The organism is Syntrophomonas sp. UBA5494 (genome assembly GCF_002426325.1).
The window spans coordinates 983-17,969 of the sequence record NZ_DIPG01000101.1 but is presented as its reverse complement, the minus strand read 5'-3'; the positions used below and the strand labels follow the sequence as shown (position 1 = coordinate 17,969).

16 protein-coding genes are annotated in these 16,987 nt (G+C 45.8%); 9 read left to right on the top strand and 7 right to left on the bottom strand.

The genetic code is table 11. The features are described 5' to 3' along the window. Positions 1-158 precede the first annotated feature (158 nt). From B3W37_RS11285 to B3W37_RS11265, 5 genes are read right to left on the bottom strand one after another with little or no spacing between them, the layout of a single operon-like run. Positions 159-1,271, bottom strand: coding sequence for an iron ABC transporter substrate-binding protein (locus B3W37_RS11285; RefSeq protein WP_483175836.1), 1,113 nt, complete (start codon positions 1,269-1,271; stop codon positions 159-161). Between the two features lie 43 nt (positions 1,272-1,314). Next, positions 1,315-2,067: an ABC transporter ATP-binding protein gene (locus tag B3W37_RS11280; RefSeq protein WP_483175834.1), complete on the bottom strand. Its 753-nt coding sequence runs from the start codon at positions 2,065-2,067 to the stop codon at positions 1,315-1,317. Next, the gene (locus B3W37_RS11275) at positions 2,064-3,116 is read right to left on the bottom strand and encodes a FecCD family ABC transporter permease (RefSeq protein WP_483170707.1); all 1,053 of its coding nucleotides are present in this window, start codon (positions 3,114-3,116) and stop codon (positions 2,064-2,066) included. Before B3W37_RS11275 ends, B3W37_RS11280 begins: the two co-directional genes overlap by 4 nt. Before the next feature lie 56 nt (positions 3,117-3,172). Continuing rightward, the gene (locus tag B3W37_RS11270) at positions 3,173-3,697 is read right to left on the bottom strand and encodes an FmdE family protein (RefSeq protein ID WP_483170705.1); all 525 of its coding nucleotides are present in this window, start codon (positions 3,695-3,697) and stop codon (positions 3,173-3,175) included. A gap of 36 nt (positions 3,698-3,733) precedes the next feature. Then, a complete protein-coding gene (locus B3W37_RS11265) occupies positions 3,734-4,483 on the bottom strand; it encodes a class I SAM-dependent methyltransferase (RefSeq protein ID WP_483175832.1) in 750 nt (249 codons plus the stop codon). A 513-nt stretch (positions 4,484-4,996) separates the two neighbouring features. On the opposite strand from B3W37_RS11265, the gene B3W37_RS11260 reads away from it, so the two are divergent. The 9 genes from B3W37_RS11260 (at position 4,997) to B3W37_RS11220 (ending at position 13,763) form a co-directional block, all read left to right on the top strand. After that, positions 4,997-5,626 (top strand): CatA-like O-acetyltransferase, encoded by a 630-nt coding sequence (locus B3W37_RS11260; protein ID WP_483175830.1) that lies wholly within the window; start codon positions 4,997-4,999, stop codon positions 5,624-5,626. Between the two features lie 340 nt (positions 5,627-5,966). Beyond that, positions 5,967-6,329 (top strand): BlaI/MecI/CopY family transcriptional regulator, encoded by a 363-nt coding sequence (locus tag B3W37_RS11255; protein WP_483175829.1) that lies wholly within the window; start codon positions 5,967-5,969, stop codon positions 6,327-6,329. A 2-nt stretch (positions 6,330-6,331) separates the two neighbouring features. Further along, complete coding sequence (locus tag B3W37_RS11250; RefSeq protein ID WP_483175828.1) at positions 6,332-8,644, top strand: M56 family metallopeptidase; 2,313 nt, start codon at positions 6,332-6,334, stop codon at positions 8,642-8,644. Between the two features lie 509 nt (positions 8,645-9,153). Next, positions 9,154-9,654: an RNA polymerase sigma factor gene (locus B3W37_RS11245; RefSeq protein WP_483175827.1), complete on the top strand. Its 501-nt coding sequence runs from the start codon at positions 9,154-9,156 to the stop codon at positions 9,652-9,654. Between the two features lie 16 nt (positions 9,655-9,670). Then, positions 9,671-10,459 carry a hypothetical protein gene (locus B3W37_RS11240; protein ID WP_483170698.1) on the top strand — a complete coding sequence of 263 codons (789 nt, stop codon included), beginning with the start codon at positions 9,671-9,673 and terminating at the stop codon, positions 10,457-10,459. Between the two features lie 96 nt (positions 10,460-10,555). After that, a complete protein-coding gene (locus B3W37_RS11235; RefSeq protein ID WP_483170697.1) occupies positions 10,556-11,446 on the top strand; it encodes an ABC transporter ATP-binding protein in 891 nt (296 codons plus the stop codon). Beyond that, positions 11,443-12,696, top strand: coding sequence for an ABC transporter permease (locus B3W37_RS11230; protein ID WP_483175826.1), 1,254 nt, complete (start codon positions 11,443-11,445; stop codon positions 12,694-12,696). The genes B3W37_RS11235 and B3W37_RS11230 overlap by 4 nt, the downstream gene beginning before the upstream one ends. 420 nt (positions 12,697-13,116) lie before the next feature. Next, positions 13,117-13,317, top strand: a complete 201-nt coding sequence (locus B3W37_RS11225; RefSeq protein WP_483170695.1) for a helix-turn-helix transcriptional regulator — start codon at positions 13,117-13,119, stop codon at positions 13,315-13,317. Positions 13,318-13,319: 2 nt separating this feature from the next. Beyond that, positions 13,320-13,763 (top strand): hypothetical protein, encoded by a 444-nt coding sequence (locus tag B3W37_RS11220; RefSeq protein ID WP_483170694.1) that lies wholly within the window; start codon positions 13,320-13,322, stop codon positions 13,761-13,763. A 145-nt stretch (positions 13,764-13,908) separates the two neighbouring features. On the opposite strand, the gene B3W37_RS11215 is transcribed toward B3W37_RS11220, so the two are convergent. Further along, positions 13,909-15,054: a YibE/F family protein gene (locus B3W37_RS11215; RefSeq protein WP_483175825.1), complete on the bottom strand. Its 1,146-nt coding sequence runs from the start codon at positions 15,052-15,054 to the stop codon at positions 13,909-13,911. A gap of 98 nt (positions 15,055-15,152) precedes the next feature. Beyond that, a complete protein-coding gene (locus B3W37_RS11210) occupies positions 15,153-16,742 on the bottom strand; it encodes an alkaline phosphatase (RefSeq protein ID WP_483175824.1) in 1,590 nt (529 codons plus the stop codon). Positions 16,743-16,987 lie beyond the last annotated feature (245 nt).

Sequence of the window (16,987 nt, the reverse complement as noted above, 5' to 3'; positions counted from 1 at the left end):
TTTATATATTACGTGATGCCGGCCGAAAATACAACTCTATTTTGCCGGTTATACTTGTATACATTAATCCCCGCAAGCGGGATGCGTCAGGCAACAGCTATGCCCCTGTATTGAAAAGTCAACCGTACATTTATTGTCATGTCCGTACTATAGCAAATTCATTGCAGTTCCAGTTGTTTAAAACCGCCGAAATCCTCAGCCATTTGCGCATAAACTTCTTTTCCCAGCAGAAGCTTGTAGATCTCGTCCGCCTTTTTCTCCGGATCAATATCACGGAATTGTTCAGGGTAAAGCACTTTGCCTATATAATAAGCATCGGCTATGGCCGTGTCGATATTGGTCGTATAAAAGTTGTAAGGCAGTTGGGAATAGATTTCCTTATTTTTGACAGCCGAGAGGGCCTGATAGAATCCCGGATTTTTCCGGTAATCTTCCAGAACCGACTGCAGTCCGCCGGCATCAATAAAAATCTTATCCGGGTTCCAGGCGATCAATTGCTCCTTATCGATCATCAGGGATCCGCTTTTCCCGGTCTCATCCACCACATTCTTGGCATTAATGGCCTGAAACAGAGCATAGTTGCCCTGGGTGCTTTCGATTCCATGCGTTCCTTTCATCCCCAGACCGCCTACATAGACCGTAGGTTTCTGATCTTCGGTAATATTTTTAGTTCTGGATTCCAGGTCGTTTTTAAACCTGTCCATCAACTCTGCCAGTTCCTGGGCTCTTGACTCCATTCCGGTGATTTTGCCGATCAGGGTTAACGAAGCGTTTACCTGGGGATCAAAGACGGAGGCTTGCCCATAGCTTAAGGCCACCACCGGAATACCGGTTTTGGACTGTAAATTATCCGCAGTGGCCTGATCGGCCGCATAGGTGGTGAAAATGACATCCGGCTTGACAGCCAGAAGCCTCTCAGGCTCAGGAGCGTTATTGGGGCCTCCCGGCCCTATCTCCGGGAGGTCGGCCAAAGAGGGATTGGCAAGCAGATAGGGTTTTCCCGTTGCGCTGTCTTTATCCATTTTTTCGATCCCGGCCAGAATACCGGTATTGTTGAAATAACAGCAAAGCCTTAAGGCGCCCGGGCCTATGGCCACCACCTTTTGGGCCGTACCGTCAAGCTCCACTTGTCTCCCTAAAGTATCGGTCACGATAATTTTTGAAGAAAGGGAAGTCGTTGTCTGGGCAGGCCGGGAAAAGCAGCCGCTTGAAAGGAATACCATACCAAACAGCAGCGCGATAGACAGAAAGATAAATCCTTTTTTCATCATAAGAGCCTCCTAAGCTAAAATAAAAAAATATCTGTTCCGAGAATCAAACCGGAATCACAACCGGCACATTCTCGATTTCCTTGATTTTGACCGGCACCGAGTAAACGCTTTCTATATTTTGCGGAGTCATTACCTCCAGCCCGCCCGCCGCAAAAATGACCCCGTTTTTTAGTAACAGAAACTTATCGGCAAAGCGGATAGCCAGGTTCAAATCATGCATAGTGACCACCGCGCCTATGTGTTGATCTCTAACAACGTCTTGAATGATCCTGGCTACTTCGAGCTGATTTTTCAAGTCCAGGCTGCTGGTGGGCTCATCTAGTAAAAGAAGCTCCGGCTCCTGGGCCAATGCTCTGGCGATTACCACCTTTTGCTGTTCTCCTCCGCTTAATTCTTGAAGATATCTTAAGGCGTAATTCTCCAGTTTTAGTATTTTCAACGCCTTGCGGGTGATCTCCAGGTCCGTTGGCGAAGCCTCCCACTGAATATAGGGTTTTCTGCCCAGGAGCACGGCATCGAAAACGGTCGTGTTGCTGCTCTCCTGACGTTGAGCGACATAGCCGATCCTTTTGGCAAGTTCCCTCCCGCTAAGTTTGCCGGTTTCCTGGCTCTGGATAACAACAGTGCCGGAATAAGGCTTTAAAACCCGGTTGAGGCATTTTAAAAGCGTAGACTTTCCTGCGCCATTGACCCCCAGAACCGCGAGAAAATCTTTTGGGGAAACGGCAAAGTTGACATCCTGTAAAACCGGCCGGCTCGGATAGGTAAAGGATAAACCCTTTACTGATAAAATCACTTTTTATACCCCCTTATCAGCAGATAAAGAAACAGCGGCGCTCCAAAAAAGGAGGTGATCGCTCCGACCGGGAGCACTACGGGGGCCACCATTGTCCTGGCCAGGGTATCGGAAACCAGCAATAGGAGCGATCCCATCAGGGCCGAGGCAGGTACCAGATAGCGATGATCGCCGCCGATCACTCTCCGCATGATCTGGGGGCCCACCAGACCGATAAAACCGATAATGCCAAGGAAGGAAACCGCTACGGCCGTAATCAGAGAGGAGACAAACATGCCCCCCTGTCTGACTCTTTCAACACGGACTCCCAGACTTTGGGCAGTTTCTTCACCGCTGTCCAGAGCATTGTAGTCCCATCTCCTGAACAGGAAATAGATGAACGACAATACGGTGATGCAGCCCATAATGGCGATTTCAGTCCAGCCCGCCCTTCCCAGGTCTCCGAATGTCCAGAACACCACGGCGGCAATCTGAAAATCTTCGGCAAAATATTGAATCAGAATCGTTCCGGCCGAAAAGAGCGAGCTTAACGCCACGCCGGAAAGAACCATAGCCTCCGGTGAAAAACCCCGGATCCCCGCCAGGAGCAAAATAACCCCAGTAGCCGCCATGGAACAGATAAAAGCGGAAATCGTCACCAGATACGGGTTGTTAATCGTTACGGCATCTGTACTGGTACTCTGAATACTGCCGGCTCCGAAGACGATGATCGCCAGGTTGGCGCCAAAAGCCGCGGCATTGGCTATACCAAGGGTGGAGGGAGAGGCCAGGGGATTGCGGAGATTGTTTTGCATGACACAACCTGCCACCGACAGCCCCGCACCGGCGATGATGGCCGCCATTATCCGGGGCAGACGGATTTGCCAGATAACAAGATGCGATGCGTCATTTCCGTATCCCAGGACGGATTGAATTATTTGCCAAGGGTTTAGGTTCATGGAGCCGGCATTCACCGCCAATACCGACATCACCGCAATCAGAAACAGCAACCCTGCCAGGATCAATTGTTTTCTTACCGTAAATCTCTGATAACCATCCCTTTCCTTCAAGCCGCAGGCCTCAGGCGGCTGAGGTCTGAGCCTGTTCCCGGAATTAACAGGCTTTCCTACCATCCCCTGCCATATGCCTTAAAGCAATCCAGACAAACCTTCTGGCCCTCCTGCAATCTCATCTTATGTTCCGGGGCGCTTTCGCCGCAGGATTCACAAACAATGGATGAAAAAATCCTCGCTGCTTCAGGCAAAGAGAAAGCGGGCTTCATAAAATCAAATATTTCTTCCGCCGGGGCATTCAGAATATATTCCTGATGCTCTTCACGCTCCATTTCTTTTGGGGATGGTTTAACAATCATCCGCAGGCTCTCGCCGTTCTTCCTGTTGAAAAAACTGAAAGCCATTTTCCCGGTATCCCGGTAAAGCAAATTTCCCTTGCCAAAGCTGCATCCGGTCAGTAGCTGGATGGCATCGACACCGCAGGCGTCATTTTCAGTGACGCAAACAAATTCTTCATCCGCTGAAAAAGTAAGGCCTAGCTTTTCCTGAGCGGCCTGGGACGCTTTAAAACCGATCGCCAGGCCGGGGCAAGCATGCCCGTGAAAATCGACCGCTTTTTCCCAATCCGTTTTGTTCATAATATAATCACCTTTCTTATCCCGCCGGCTTGATTATTACGCCACCCGCCAAAACAAAGTTGCGATGGTCGTATCGACATCTTCATAAACGAAACCGTCCCGGGCCAGCATGCTTAGATAGGCTTTCACCTTTTCCTCTTCCGGCATGGTGATATCCCGATAGGTTTTGATCCTGTTGATATACAACCCATACGCTTCTTCGAGAGTTTTCTTCATCTTCCAGGTTTGTTGCTCATATTCCAACTGCGGCAAGTATCCCTGCCTCCATAGCAGTTCGAAGGCGAACAGGATTTCTTCATCGCCGCTCTCCCGGCGCTCTCTGATGCCAATCAGATCTTTGACCGCATCGGATACCGGGTCTGTTCGCCTGATAGGCTTGGCCAGCATACACCAGCCTTTGGAGGCCGCCGACAATTTCTCAAAAGTATCCGCACTCTGGACGGCAGGAGTCATATGGGCGAAAACCAGATCAAAACTTTTTTTGTGCCCGGCGGATTCAATATCCAGCTTATGCCAGTCCGCACAGAAAAAGTTTACATTCTCGACGCGGTACTCAAGCATTCTTTGTTTGGCTATCTCGAGCATTGGGGGAGAAAAATCTAATCCGGTCACATGCCGGCAGCGGCCTGCTATGGCCAGGGCATATCTTCCTGCGCCACATCCTACGTCTAATACCAGGCTTGCCGGGTTTAGCATCTTATTTTTTTCCAACAGTTTTAAAAAAGCATCGTCCTTGAAATCAGGCAGAATAAATTCCCCGAAACTTCCGGCCATTGAATTCCACATATGCACACTGGCCCGTTTGTTTTGTTTTTTCAAACTCCATTTTTCTCGGATTTGTTCAATATTTATGTAATCAACCCCTGTCAAACAATCAAGATTTTCCCATTTTTCAAGAATCCCGCCTGGGGGATAAAAAAAAGCCATGAAGCACCGAACCTGTTCCATACAGGTTTTTCGGCCTTCATAGCCTTGTTAAAAACATATTATTATGTTGGCCCGCAAAATGTCAAGTGGCCGAGAGGAAGCGGAGGTCTTTATTCTCTCGCTTCATGCTTCATAGAGCAGTTTAGAAGGATTATATAAATAGTTTGGAAGAAATAAACAAAAAGATTATGAACATCAGAAGCCATCTAAGAACGGGCAGAGTGTTGGACGATAATGTTGTGGGAGGTTTCTTTTGTGAGCCAAATATCCATTTATTAGCTCCCTGGATTTCAAATTATCAGTATAAAATAAAGATAAATTGGAATTTGATTTGGTTTAACCGAGATTATTTAATAAAGGGGCAATAAAATCGTGTCAGGTAAATATAAGATTATCGATGAAAACAATTGGAAACGCGCCATACACTGCCAAATATTTAGAAACAGCATCGAACCATCGTATTGTGTGACTTTTGAGCTGGATATAAGCAATTTCTTAGCGAGAGTTAAAGAGATGAGATATTCGTTTTCAATGGTTTTAATCTTCGTTGTTTCTAAATGCGCAAACGAAATTGAGGAGTTCAGATACCGCTTTGTAGATGGTCAAATAGTGCTTTATGATAGGATTGATACTGCTTTTACGTATATGAACAAAGATAGCGAACTTTTTAAAGTTGTCAATGTTGAAATGCGGGATACAGTAGAAGAATACGTCGCTATCGCCAGGGAAAAAGCTGAAAATCAAAAAGAGTATTTTACAGGGCCATTAGGTAATGATGTGTTTCAGTTTTCGCCATTGCCGTGGGTGTCATATACTCATATTTCCCATACCAACTTGGGGAAAAAAGATAATGCTACGCCTCTCTTCGATTGGGGAAAATTCTTTGAAAGAGATGGGAAATGGATTCTTCCTTTTTCCGTTCAAGTGCATCATTCCTTTGTAGATGGAATACATATTGGAAAGTTGGCCGGCTCTTTACAGAACTACTTAAATGAATTCTAATTTAATGGATTATGAGTATAATGGGAACTTGCTAAGGCGTTGAGAAATCAGCGTCTTTTTTATCTCAAAATCAGCTGCATAAGCACTGCGGGCAGGAGCGATGACTCCCTGCTCTCTCTTTTCGGCCGGTTGTATTTGAGAACAATCGTAACCCACACCTAACGAAAAACTGACGTCTTTCGTTGCAGCAAGCACTGAATTTGGTCGCCCAAATTCGCTTGTTAGGGGTCTCGCCCCTAATGCCCTTTAATATGGAGCATTATTTAAACTTGACCAATAGGTCTATACAATATAGACTCAAAATATAGGTCTATGAGACATAGACTCAAGGGGGATTGCCATGAAGGAATATAAACTGTCGCGTAGCGAAGCCAAATTCGCCGATTTGATCTGGAAGCACGAACCACTTGGCTCCGGTGAATTGGTTAAGATATGCGAAAAAGAAATGGAGTGGAAAAAGTCTACAACCTATACGGTACTGAAAAACCTCTGCGAAAAAGGTATCTTCCAGAATCGAAACGCAGTTGTTACATCCCTGATCAAAAAGGATGAACTTTACGCAAGGCAGAGCAGGCGGTTCGTTGAAGATGCTTTCGGAGGATCGCTTCCAAAATTTCTGGCAGCTTTCATCGGAGGCAACAGGCTCAGCGACCGTCAGGCCGAAGAACTAAAAAGTCTAATTGACCAGCACAAGGAGGGATAGCCGTGGAGGATCTGTTTATCTCCGTTTTGAACATGAGCCTAACGGCAAGCTATGTAATCACCGCCATTATGCTGGCACGCCTTTTTCTGAAAAAAGCTCCGAAAGCGATTTCCTACGCGCTGTGGGCGGTGGCGGGCTTCCGGCTCGTGTTCCCCTTCTCATTTGAGAGTGTGTTCAGCCTGATCCCGTTCAAGTCCGCGCCCATTCCGGCGGACATCGCTATGCAGCCGATACCGCGCGTTGACAGCGGGATTCGCATTGTCGACAATGTCGTGAGCAGTGTCCTCCCTGCCGCAACGCCCGCCGCGAGCGTGAACCCGGTGCAGGTCTGGCTGACCGTCGGCGCATACCTGTGGTTCGCAGGCATGGCGATTATGCTGATTTACAGCGTCGTGTCCATGGTACTGCTCAAACGGCGGCTGAATGGCGCGGTGCTCATTGAGGATAATATCTACAGAGCCGAAAACCTCAAAACACCGTTTGTCCTCGGATTATTCAGACCGAAAATCTACATTCCGGCGGGGCTCACAGAAGAGGAAAACCGCTATATTATCCTGCATGAGCGGACGCATATCCGGCGGCACGATCATGTTGTAAAGCCCCTCGCGTACTTTATTCTCTGCCTGCACTGGTTCAACCCGCTTGCATGGGCGGCGTTTTTACTGATGAGTGCGGATATGGAGATGTCCTGCGATGAGCGGGTGATCAAGGAAATCGGCGGCGAAACGAAAAAAGCCTACTCCATGTCGCTCCTATCTTTAGCGGCGGAGCGACCCATCATTGGCGGCAGTCCTCTCGCGTTCGGGGAGGGCGGCATGAAGGAACGGATCAAAAACGTGCTGAATTTCAAAAAGCCTTCTCGAGCGATCATCATTGCCGCTGTCGCGCTCGTGGCGATTCTGAGCGTGGGCTTTGCGATGAACAGAGTAACCGCCGTCACCGGCGATTATGATTTTTACACCTTTAGCGTAAATGGCTTCATGCTTGGTGCCGATATAAGCGAAATGGATGCGTCAACACTCACTCCCACCGAACCATTGCATGTCAGCGACGGATACGATTTTAATTATGAAGAAGTACGTTATAGTGCGGATGCGAACACTGGGCGGCTTATTAAAATGTTCGTCAACGTGTATGACGGCGCATATATTCCATCGGTGACAATCCACAAGGACGAAGGCCCCATATATATTCCCCATAATCTTAATACCATTGAGCAGGTTATCGATGTTTTCGGCCAAGGCGAGGGCGGCTGGCAGGATAGAGAGCAGGGTCTGCGCTATATGGAATACCGTCAGAAAGAGGGGCAATCGGCGGCAACGGTCAGGTTTGTCTATACAAATGGCGTGTCAGAGGGGATAACCCATCGTCTTGTTTGGGTAATGGCTGAGAGCAGTTTGCCGTATCACGTGGAATCGAGCGATGTGTCATCCGCTGAGCCCTTTACATTTTCATCCGATGAAACTGATCTGATAAGACTTGGTACACTTGCCTTCGACACGTATATGGAGTTTCTAATGAGTGAAAAAACTTCAGTCAATGAGCGGATCGCTTCATATAAGCTTAATGATATCTCTGTTATGGCAGGTGATATCAATGAATTCTGCGTTTCCCTGAATTATGATTTTACCACTGATAACGACAGCTATGTAAATCCCGCACGCGGCGCTAAAGGCAAGGGAACCTGGCCCGACAATTATTTGGAGCTCAGAGTCCAGCATGCATATGAAGATATATACGCTGTCATAAGCATCGGCACAGGCGGCGGCGGGCAGGGACTCACACCACACCCTTCGCAGCAAACCACACTTAAACCCATTGCCCCAGGGTGGTCGCCCGAGCAGAGTCTCGGCGCCGATATGGCGTCCCTTGACTACGCTTCGGATGATATCGTGATTTTCCACGGCTATTTCGGACTGTTTGTTTACGACCTTGATGCGCTCCGGATCATACGTAGCCTTGATTTAAAACCGATCCATTGTAACGCAACGCAAGGCGACGATTATTGTGAGGTTTCGGTTAGCATGGATGGGAATACGGTGCAACTCCATCGTATGAGCAGTGAAAATATGTATGTTTATACCGTTTCAGACAATACCCTGCGGGAAACGCCTTATGAGCTTATGAGCAATCGGTTTGGAGGCAATTTTGTCCCGACAGAGGATGTGATCGATCCAGAAAAACTTGGGGCATATAGTGATCGCGCCGTCAAATTCGACACGGGGGAATATGGATATCTTCGTACCTCCGACTGGACGCTGGGCACACTCTCTTATGTACGCGATGACTCCCTGTTTTCTCTTTTCGGACGGTAGTATTGGAGAACAATCGAAACCCACATAAAACGAAAGATTGCCGCCTTTGTTGCAGCAAGCACTGAATTTGGCCGCCCAAATTCGCTTGTTAGGGGCCTTCGCCCCTAATACCTCAAAGTATTTATAGAAATGCTTTCTACAACAGCACCAATCAATATAAAGACGATTCCAACCATCAGCGTTACTTTCTCCACTTTCCATATATAAATCATATAAATCACTCATGTTAGCGAAACTGAAACGAAAAAAATGATGCTTGGCATCTTTATTTTGACAATACTCCTACATTTTTCAGCTCAGAGAATTTTCATTCAATCATTCCCATGAAAACATGGAAAAATAAAAATTGAACAGCTCATCATTTTGGGTATTATCAAACGTTTATACTATGGGGACATCCCTGGGTATTTAAATGTTGCTTTATTAAAACCATTTTTTAAGATTTTTAATCATCTTAGATGCCTTAAAACGTTTTTATATGATAAGGGAATCTTTCCGGAGGATTAACCTTGCTGCATGAAGACGAATTGCTGCAAAGAATAAAAGATGGCGATATTTCAAGTCTGGATGAACTTGTTGCGCTTTATTATCCGGGCATACTTCGTTATTGCCTGTGGCATACACAGAACAGGCAGACGGCCGAGGATGCGACGCAGGAAACTTTTTTGAAAGCCATCCGGCACCTTGATGCATATGTTCATCGCGGCAAATTCAAAGCCTACATTTACAAAATCGCCGCCAATGCGTGCATTGATTATAGCCGCAAAAGGATCACAGAGCGGTTGCCGGATGATTTGGCGGAATCCGACAACCGCTTGGAACAGATTGAATCGGAGGAAAACTTTGCATGGCTGCTGCGCCGTTTGCCAAACGAACAACAAGAAGTCGTAATGCTGCGTTTCGTACACGAGTTGAAAATCCGGGAAATCGCGGAGGTTATAGGCGTGCCGATGCGCACGGTACAGTCCCGGCTGCGGAGCGCCTTAAAACGAATTGAAAAAGACCTTTGATAAGGAGGGGAGATAGATGAACAGAAAAATGCGTTCAAAATTACAGGCTGCGCTGAAAGACCAGCCCGCCCTGCAAATATCGAAGGAACATCTGACCCAAACAATGCAAGCGGCCCGCATGGCGTACCAAAACCGCAGGCAGCGGGAGCGTATCCAATATTCGGCTTTCCTGCTGCGGCAGGTACGGTTTATCGGCGCGACCGTTTGGCTGTTGCAGGGACTTCTTTTGTTATGCGCCTTTTGGCTGTTTGGTTTTGCGATCACGGATACTGTTTCTGATCTCGCTCCGCGCCATTTGCCGGTACTTCTCGGCTGTTTTGCAGTCTTTATCGCCATGACCGGCATCCCTTTTATCGGGCGCTCGGCACAGTATAGAATGCTTGAAGTGGAAATGGCGACGCGAATTTCGATTCCAAAACTATTGCTGACCCGGATTCTTCTTATAGGCATTGGCAATGTACTGCTGCTTACGGTTTCTTTACTTCTGGCAAGAACAGGAACAGAGTTTGGTACAGGAAACATCGCCATATACCTGCTGCTGCCGTATTTGATTGCATGCTGCGGCTGTTTGTTTATTCAGATATACGCCCATGGCCGACACCAAGGATTTGCCTGCACCACCTATTGTTTCTTCTTGATTTTGCTGCTTTTTATACTGTACAAGACTGCCCCGGTGGTTTATAAACAGGCCTCAGTCGGAGTTTGGGGAGCGTTATGTGCACTGTGTGCAGTGATTCTCGCCGCAGGGTTGTATCGTCTGCTTCATAAGGCGGCCTCCCTCGACCTATGCGCGAACGGAATATAACCGAGGCGGGAAGCCCCTAGCCTCATTGCAGCGGTGTGTCGAAACTGCTTCGCAGTTTCTTCCTATGCTTAAAGAACATAAAAAAGGAGCATGAACATGGAGCTTGCGATTCATGGGTTGACCAAACGGTATAAGGATAAAACCGCCGTAAATAATGTAAGCCTGACACTTACCCCCGGCGTATGGAGTCTTCTCGGTGCAAACGGAGCGGGCAAAACAACCTTAATGCGGATGGTGGCCGGAATTTTAACGCCTACTTCCGGCAAAGTCCAATATGACGGCATAGAAATCAAAATGTTGGGCGAAGCCTACCGGGATGTCTTTGGCTATCTGCCGCAGACCTTTGGATTTTATCCGGAATTTACGGTGGCGGACTATCTGCAATATATGGCTTCGCTGAAAGGGTTGTCTAAAAGGGAAACCAATCAAAAAATAGACGAGCTGCTTCACAAGCTAACCCTTGCGGACGTTCGGAACAAGCATATCCGCAAGCTGTCGGGGGGGATGCAGCGCAGAGTGGGGATAGCACAGGCGCTTTTGAACGACCCGGATATTTTGATTCTGGACGAACCCACCAGCGGCCTTGACCCTGGCGAGCGCATACGCTTCCGAAATATCCTTTCGGAGTTTGCGCAGCAACGGATTGTATTGATTTCCACCCACATTGTGTCCGACGTGGAATATATTGCGAACCGCAACGCGATTATGAAAGACGGACAAATTATTGCGGTCGGCACTACAGACGAGCTTGTGAAAATGATGGGCGGCAAGGTATGGCAAGGAACGATTCCAGCGGAACAGCTTCATCATTATGAGCGTACCGTCCGGGTTGTGACCGTCCGCAATGAAGAAGGCGGGAGAGTATCGGTACGGTATGTTTCGGAAAGTCCGGGCTTGCCGGATTCACAGACCGCCTCCCCCCGGCTTGAGGATTTGTATCTCTGGCTGTTTCGTGGCGAGGAAGCCGTAAAGGAGGATGCCATATGAAGCGCATGATAGCTTTGGAACTCAAACGGGTGGCAAAAACCCGTTCCACATGGATACTGGCGGTGGGGGCACTGCTGCTGTCAGTCATTATGGCACTTTTGGTTATCTCCTTTGCGCGCCATTGGAACCTTGATGAAAATGGTACGGAAGTAAGGCTTACCGGCAGGGATGCGATACAGGCAAATCAGGAAATGCTGAAACCGATTGAGGGTGAGCTTACGCCGGAGAAAATACGAGCCGCCTTTGAAGCCTATCATGAGGTATATGAAACCTATGGAGCAAAGATGGAGGATATACCCAAAGATGTATATTATCAAAAAATATCGCCAATTAATGCTATATTAAATAACGTACGCGAGGTCTATGTGGATAAATCCACCGGCATTCCCGTGCCGCTGTATGAGATTTCACCTGAAGAAGCGGCCAACTTCTACCAGCAACGCACGGAGCGCCTTGCGGACTATCTGTCAAAAGAATATAAGGATGCTCCCGATGCCGTGGAACAAGCTCTTGCAACAAATGAGAAAGTAAAAGCGCCCTTCTATTATCTATATGGCGTTGGGGACAGCGACACGTCGGAGTATCTGACCATGTGCATTTTCCTGTTGGTTATGTTATGCACAGTCATTGCCGCGCCCATCTTCTCCGCTGACTATCAAAGCGGCGCGGATGACATTTTGCGTTGCGCCAAACATGGAAGGCAACGTTTGGCAATTGTAAAGCTGTTGTCCGCGATTTTGCTTACAACCGCAATTTTTGCGGTCTGCGTATCGGCCTTTATATTGATTTCATACGCCGCATTCGGTTGGGATAGTCTGAAAACAACGCTGCAACTGGCGTTTTCCGCAATATCCTTTATACCGCTTACCGTAGGAGAAGCCAATACGCTGGTTGTCTTTTCCGGTCTGCTTACTTTCCTGGCGACGGTATGCTTTACACTATTTCTTTCAACCAAATTCAAAAATCCGATTACAGTCTTGGGACTTGCCCTTGGCGGCTGTTTGTTGCCCACTGTTTTATCTTTTGCCGGAAGCGGCGCCAATATCGAAAACTGGATCAGGCTATGCTTGCCCTCAGGGGGAGTCGGACTTAGAAACAGCTTTTTCTTTGAGTTGACCGAATTTAACTTTTTACCTCTTGGGCCGATCAGCGTCTGGACACCGTATATCATCCCGGTGGCGGCAGGGATAGAGATTGTCTTGTGCTTTATCCTTGCAGTACACTCTTATTCCCGGCATGAAGCGTCCTGATCGGCTAAGGCCTAAATTTCACCATTGTTGGGAATGGGGTTCTTCTTGCGTCACCACACGGGTTTGCTTATCTTGTCCGGCGCACCGTTGCCTATCGGAGGCATTTTTCCTTTCCTCGTCATTGCGGCGGCAATCAACGGCGACGTCAACGCATCAACACCGTCCTAAAAAACTACGAGGAGTATATTGACGCTTTTAAAATAACATAACATCATAACCTGCATGTGAGCGCGTCCCCCTCTTTCCGTGCTTTTCCATAGGAGACAATCGGGGTATTTCTCCGATTTTGGGCACAGACCTTTATCTCTCGTTTTTTGGATATATTAAGTAGAAAAACTTTTTGTAAAGGAAACTTGACAAAAAGTAAGTGCTTTGTCAAAATATATGTAAAGGAAACTTGTCGGGCGGGAGGATGACTATTTGAAAAATAATGTTGAAAGGATACGAAAAGAAAAAGGGCTAAGTCAAGAGGAACTTGCTAAAAGATTGCGGGTTTCTCGGCAAACGATAAGCTCCATAGAAACGGGAAAATACAATCCCTCATTAGATTTGGCCTTTGCCATAGCCGATTTTTTTAATAAAAAGATCGAAGACATTTTCATTTATGAAAGGAGCAAATAGCCATGAAAAAAAGCTATTTATGGTGTGGTTTAAGTTTTATTGGAATTGGCTGCGTTTTAATAGGTGCCACAATTATTTTTGACACGAGGCTGCAAAGTTTATTGTACGGTTTTGCTGGTGCGCTTATTGGCCCCGGAGCGGTAATGGCAGGAAAATATTTTTATTGGATCATGCCGGAAAATGCAGAGAGATATAAAGAAAAACTTGATCATGAATCTATCGAGATACATGACGAAAGAAATGAGGGGTTAAGAAACAAGGCGGGCAGATATGCTTTCCTTTTGAGTCTTTTTGTTATTTCCACATCAATAGTTGTTTTTTCTATTCTGGGGGAATTGGAAGTCATAGAAAACACGCGCATAATTATCATGTACTTAGGAGCATTGTTTCTTTTTCAAATCGTATCGCTATCTGTGTTCCATCGGCATTTGCAAAAAAAATGTTAAAGTTATTTTATTCTGCCCTTTGCCGATAAATTCCCATGGGATACCGAGTTTGACCCTGTCCGCCTGGAATTCGGCGAGGTTTACGCCTCGCTGCGCAAAAAAGGTGGATGCGGATAGTCCGGCAGAATCAAAGGCTGAAGAGATACTATACAGCTTCTTTCATGTCCTTGTCAAATATAAATCCACATACCAGAGATGTTAAAGGCGACACCAAGACAAGGCCAAGACAGCCTACGAAGGTATGCAATATCTCTGCTGCTATTGGTTTTGAATTGAGAATATTCATTAGTGGTGTTCCTTGAGCCATATATACCATAAGAACTGTGATATAGCTTCCCACATAAGCCAATAGCAAGGTGGTGGTTTGAGTGCCAACTACGGATTTTCCAATATTAAGTCCTGCTTTCACAAGCTCTGTCTGAGTGATCTCTGGGCTATTTTTAACAATTTCCTCCAGTGCTGACGAAATATCTATTGCTAAATCAAGTATAGCTCCTGAGCTTGCAAGATATATCCCCGCTTGAAAGATGGAGGTTAGGTCCAGTTTCATAAATCCTGAGTATAACAGGGATTCGGCTCCTTCCATTACAGCACCGTGTATATTGAAGAGACTTCCAAAGGTTATGGCCAAAAAACATGTTGCTAAAGAACAAATCGTAGCACTGATAATGGCTGCATAGGCCTTTTTGGAAAAGCCGGCCACTAAAAGAAGTGTAACAATCGTCAGTACATTGCCGACAATTAGTGCCACTAATAATGGATGATAACCATGCAGCATCGCCGGTATGAGAATTTTCCAGATACTTAGCAGGGCAAAGGCAATGGAAAGCAAGGTGCGAACTCCAGTAAATCCGGAAAAAATTATGATAACAAGTGCAAAGACTCCGATTAAAAGTAATTCCTTATCTACACGATAATGATCAATCATGTTGGCAAAGTTGATCTCGTTATTCTCATTAAAACCAATCAGTACCCAGGCTTTGTCCCCTTCTTGAAAAATTTTATCAATGGTTAAACTGCCGGTAAGCATATTATTGGCTTGAATCTGTTCTCCCTTATGCGAACCTGTTTCTATCTCAATTACAGCACTTTGATCACCGAGCTTATAGATTCCCGAACTGTTTATTCCTAAATTATTGACGGAAATGACCTTGGCCCGAACACCTTCGGTATATCTATATTCTTGCTTCTGAAATCCTGTGGGCAATATGGCAAGAATTGCCACTATGATCAAAAAAACTATGGTAAAAACAAGTTCTTTTCGATGTAGGTTCTTTAATAACTTTTTCAATTGATACTCCTTTCATCACATCATTAAAACAAGGCTGGCGTAAATTCCAGCCTTGTTTTATCTATTCTATTAAAATCCTGAGTTGTTTTTTAGAATGGCTAGTTAAGTTTCGTAGCTGCTACTAATTTATCGTATACTTCCGTGTTCTCATAGGCGCCGTTAAATAGCTCTGCGCTTGCACCTGTTGCATATACCGGTACCGGCACTCCTGTATGCGAATATGAGGTCCATCCTATACCGGCTTTATTATTAATAATGTGTGTTAATGTTACTGAAAGCGGATTGTAACCGCCGTATAACAGATCGGTTTCTTCATTGTCAGTAGGCTCATCTGCCATGGTTTCAGCAAAAGCAGTTTCTAGTTTAGCCATTTCTCTATCTGATAATTCTAATGTCATATAACTTGGCTCACCTTTACGACTGATGTCGCCGGTCGCATTGTTAACAAGACCAAAGTTTTTAGTAATCACCGGCATGACATCTGCAAATGTTAAATTGGGGTTATTTTCCTTCATATTGTCGATCAATTCATCAAATGCAACATACGTCATCTTTTGATTATTTAAGAGATGAAAAGCGGTATCATAATTGGTTGTTGCTTGCCCTATCGTCATGCCGCCTGTTTCATGGTCGCCGGTTACAATGATCAAAGTTTCATCGGGGTGCTTTTTAGCGAAATCCACCGCTACTTGAATCGCATCATCAAATGCTAAAACGTCTTCAATATTTGCTTTGGCATCATTAGCATGACCTGCCCAGTCGATTTTCCCGGATTCGGCCATCATGAAAAATCCTTTATCATTATCAAGAACATCAATGCCCTTCCGAACAAAATCTGCCAGAGTTAAATCTCCCGGTTTATTATCCAGTGCATAAGGCATCGCGCCACTATCTTGAGTAACCGGCGTCACTGCATATACTTTCCCGGATTGGCTGTTAAGAGCTAAGATATCTTCTTTGGTTCTCGCTATAGCGTATCCTTTTTCTTCCAAAATCGTATAAGCATCTTTTTGATCATTATTCTTTCCTGTTGCTTGATTGATCGTACCGCCACCAAAGTAGTCGAAGTCTGAATCGGCCATTTGCAGCGCTATGTCATAATAATCATTTCTTGAAGCTACATGTGCGTAATATGCTGCCGGTGTGGCATGATTAATTGTTACTGTTGAGATGATGCCTATCTTCATGCCTTTTTCCGCTTTCAGTCTTTCAGCTATAGTTGAGGGAATATTAGCTCCATCAACACTCTCGGAGGTGTTAGCTGATTTATATCCTACCGGTTTTAACCCAATAGTTCCGCTCCAGGTTTTAAATCCTGATGATAAAGAAGTTGCAGTAGATGCGGAGTCTGGTGCAAAGGATGTTGCATCCTGGGTGGTTTGATATCCTGCGGCCTCAAAATCTTGGAAACTAACTTCTTTTAAAGTAAGTTGGTTATGACTATTGTTCCCTTTATAAATCTGAGCTGAATTCACCTGAACTGCTGCCATACCGTCTCCAATGAACATAAATATGTACTTGGGAGTTTTTGTCGTTTGCGCTGCTGTGCTTGATGACTGTGCCGCTACACTTTGTGGCATTAAGTTCAAATCTTTAAATGGTGAAAATCCTGTGATTAATGATAATATCATTGCCAAGCATAGCAAAGCCACCAACGATTTCTTGGGTGATGTTAACCTTTTTAACATGGCGATCCATCCTTCCAATTTATTTTATACCCCCAGTATAGAGGTGAGAGGTTAAAGACAAATTAATTTAAGGTAATTTGATTGTGTTAAAAACGAAAAATTTTAGTCAATTCTGAGGTATTTAAACCTGCTTGAAAGCGCATTGGCCTTTTTGCCCGGGAGCACATTGAAGCTGTTTTCCCGATGTGGAGCTGCTAAAGATGATGAGGTGTTCTTTAAAATTTTTTAATACCTATTGCCATTCG

Coding starts and splice junctions, on each gene's coding strand:
- B3W37_RS11240 (WP_483170698.1), top strand. CDS start 9,671: ATGAACAGAAAAATGCGTTCAAAATTACAGGCTGCGCTGAAAGACCAG.
- B3W37_RS11255 (WP_483175829.1), top strand. CDS start 5,967: ATGAAGGAATATAAACTGTCGCGTAGCGAAGCCAAATTCGCCGATTTG.
- B3W37_RS11285 (WP_483175836.1), bottom strand. CDS start 1,271: ATGATGAAAAAAGGATTTATCTTTCTGTCTATCGCGCTGCTGTTTGGT.
- B3W37_RS11265 (WP_483175832.1), bottom strand. CDS start 4,483: ATGTGGAATTCAATGGCCGGAAGTTTCGGGGAATTTATTCTGCCTGAT.
- B3W37_RS11220 (WP_483170694.1), top strand. CDS start 13,320: ATGAAAAAAAGCTATTTATGGTGTGGTTTAAGTTTTATTGGAATTGGC.
- B3W37_RS11210 (WP_483175824.1), bottom strand. CDS start 16,742: ATGTTAAAAAGGTTAACATCACCCAAGAAATCGTTGGTGGCTTTGCTA.
- B3W37_RS11230 (WP_483175826.1), top strand. CDS start 11,443: ATGAAGCGCATGATAGCTTTGGAACTCAAACGGGTGGCAAAAACCCGT.
- B3W37_RS11235 (WP_483170697.1), top strand. CDS start 10,556: ATGGAGCTTGCGATTCATGGGTTGACCAAACGGTATAAGGATAAAACC.
- B3W37_RS11270 (WP_483170705.1), bottom strand. CDS start 3,697: ATGAACAAAACGGATTGGGAAAAAGCGGTCGATTTTCACGGGCATGCT.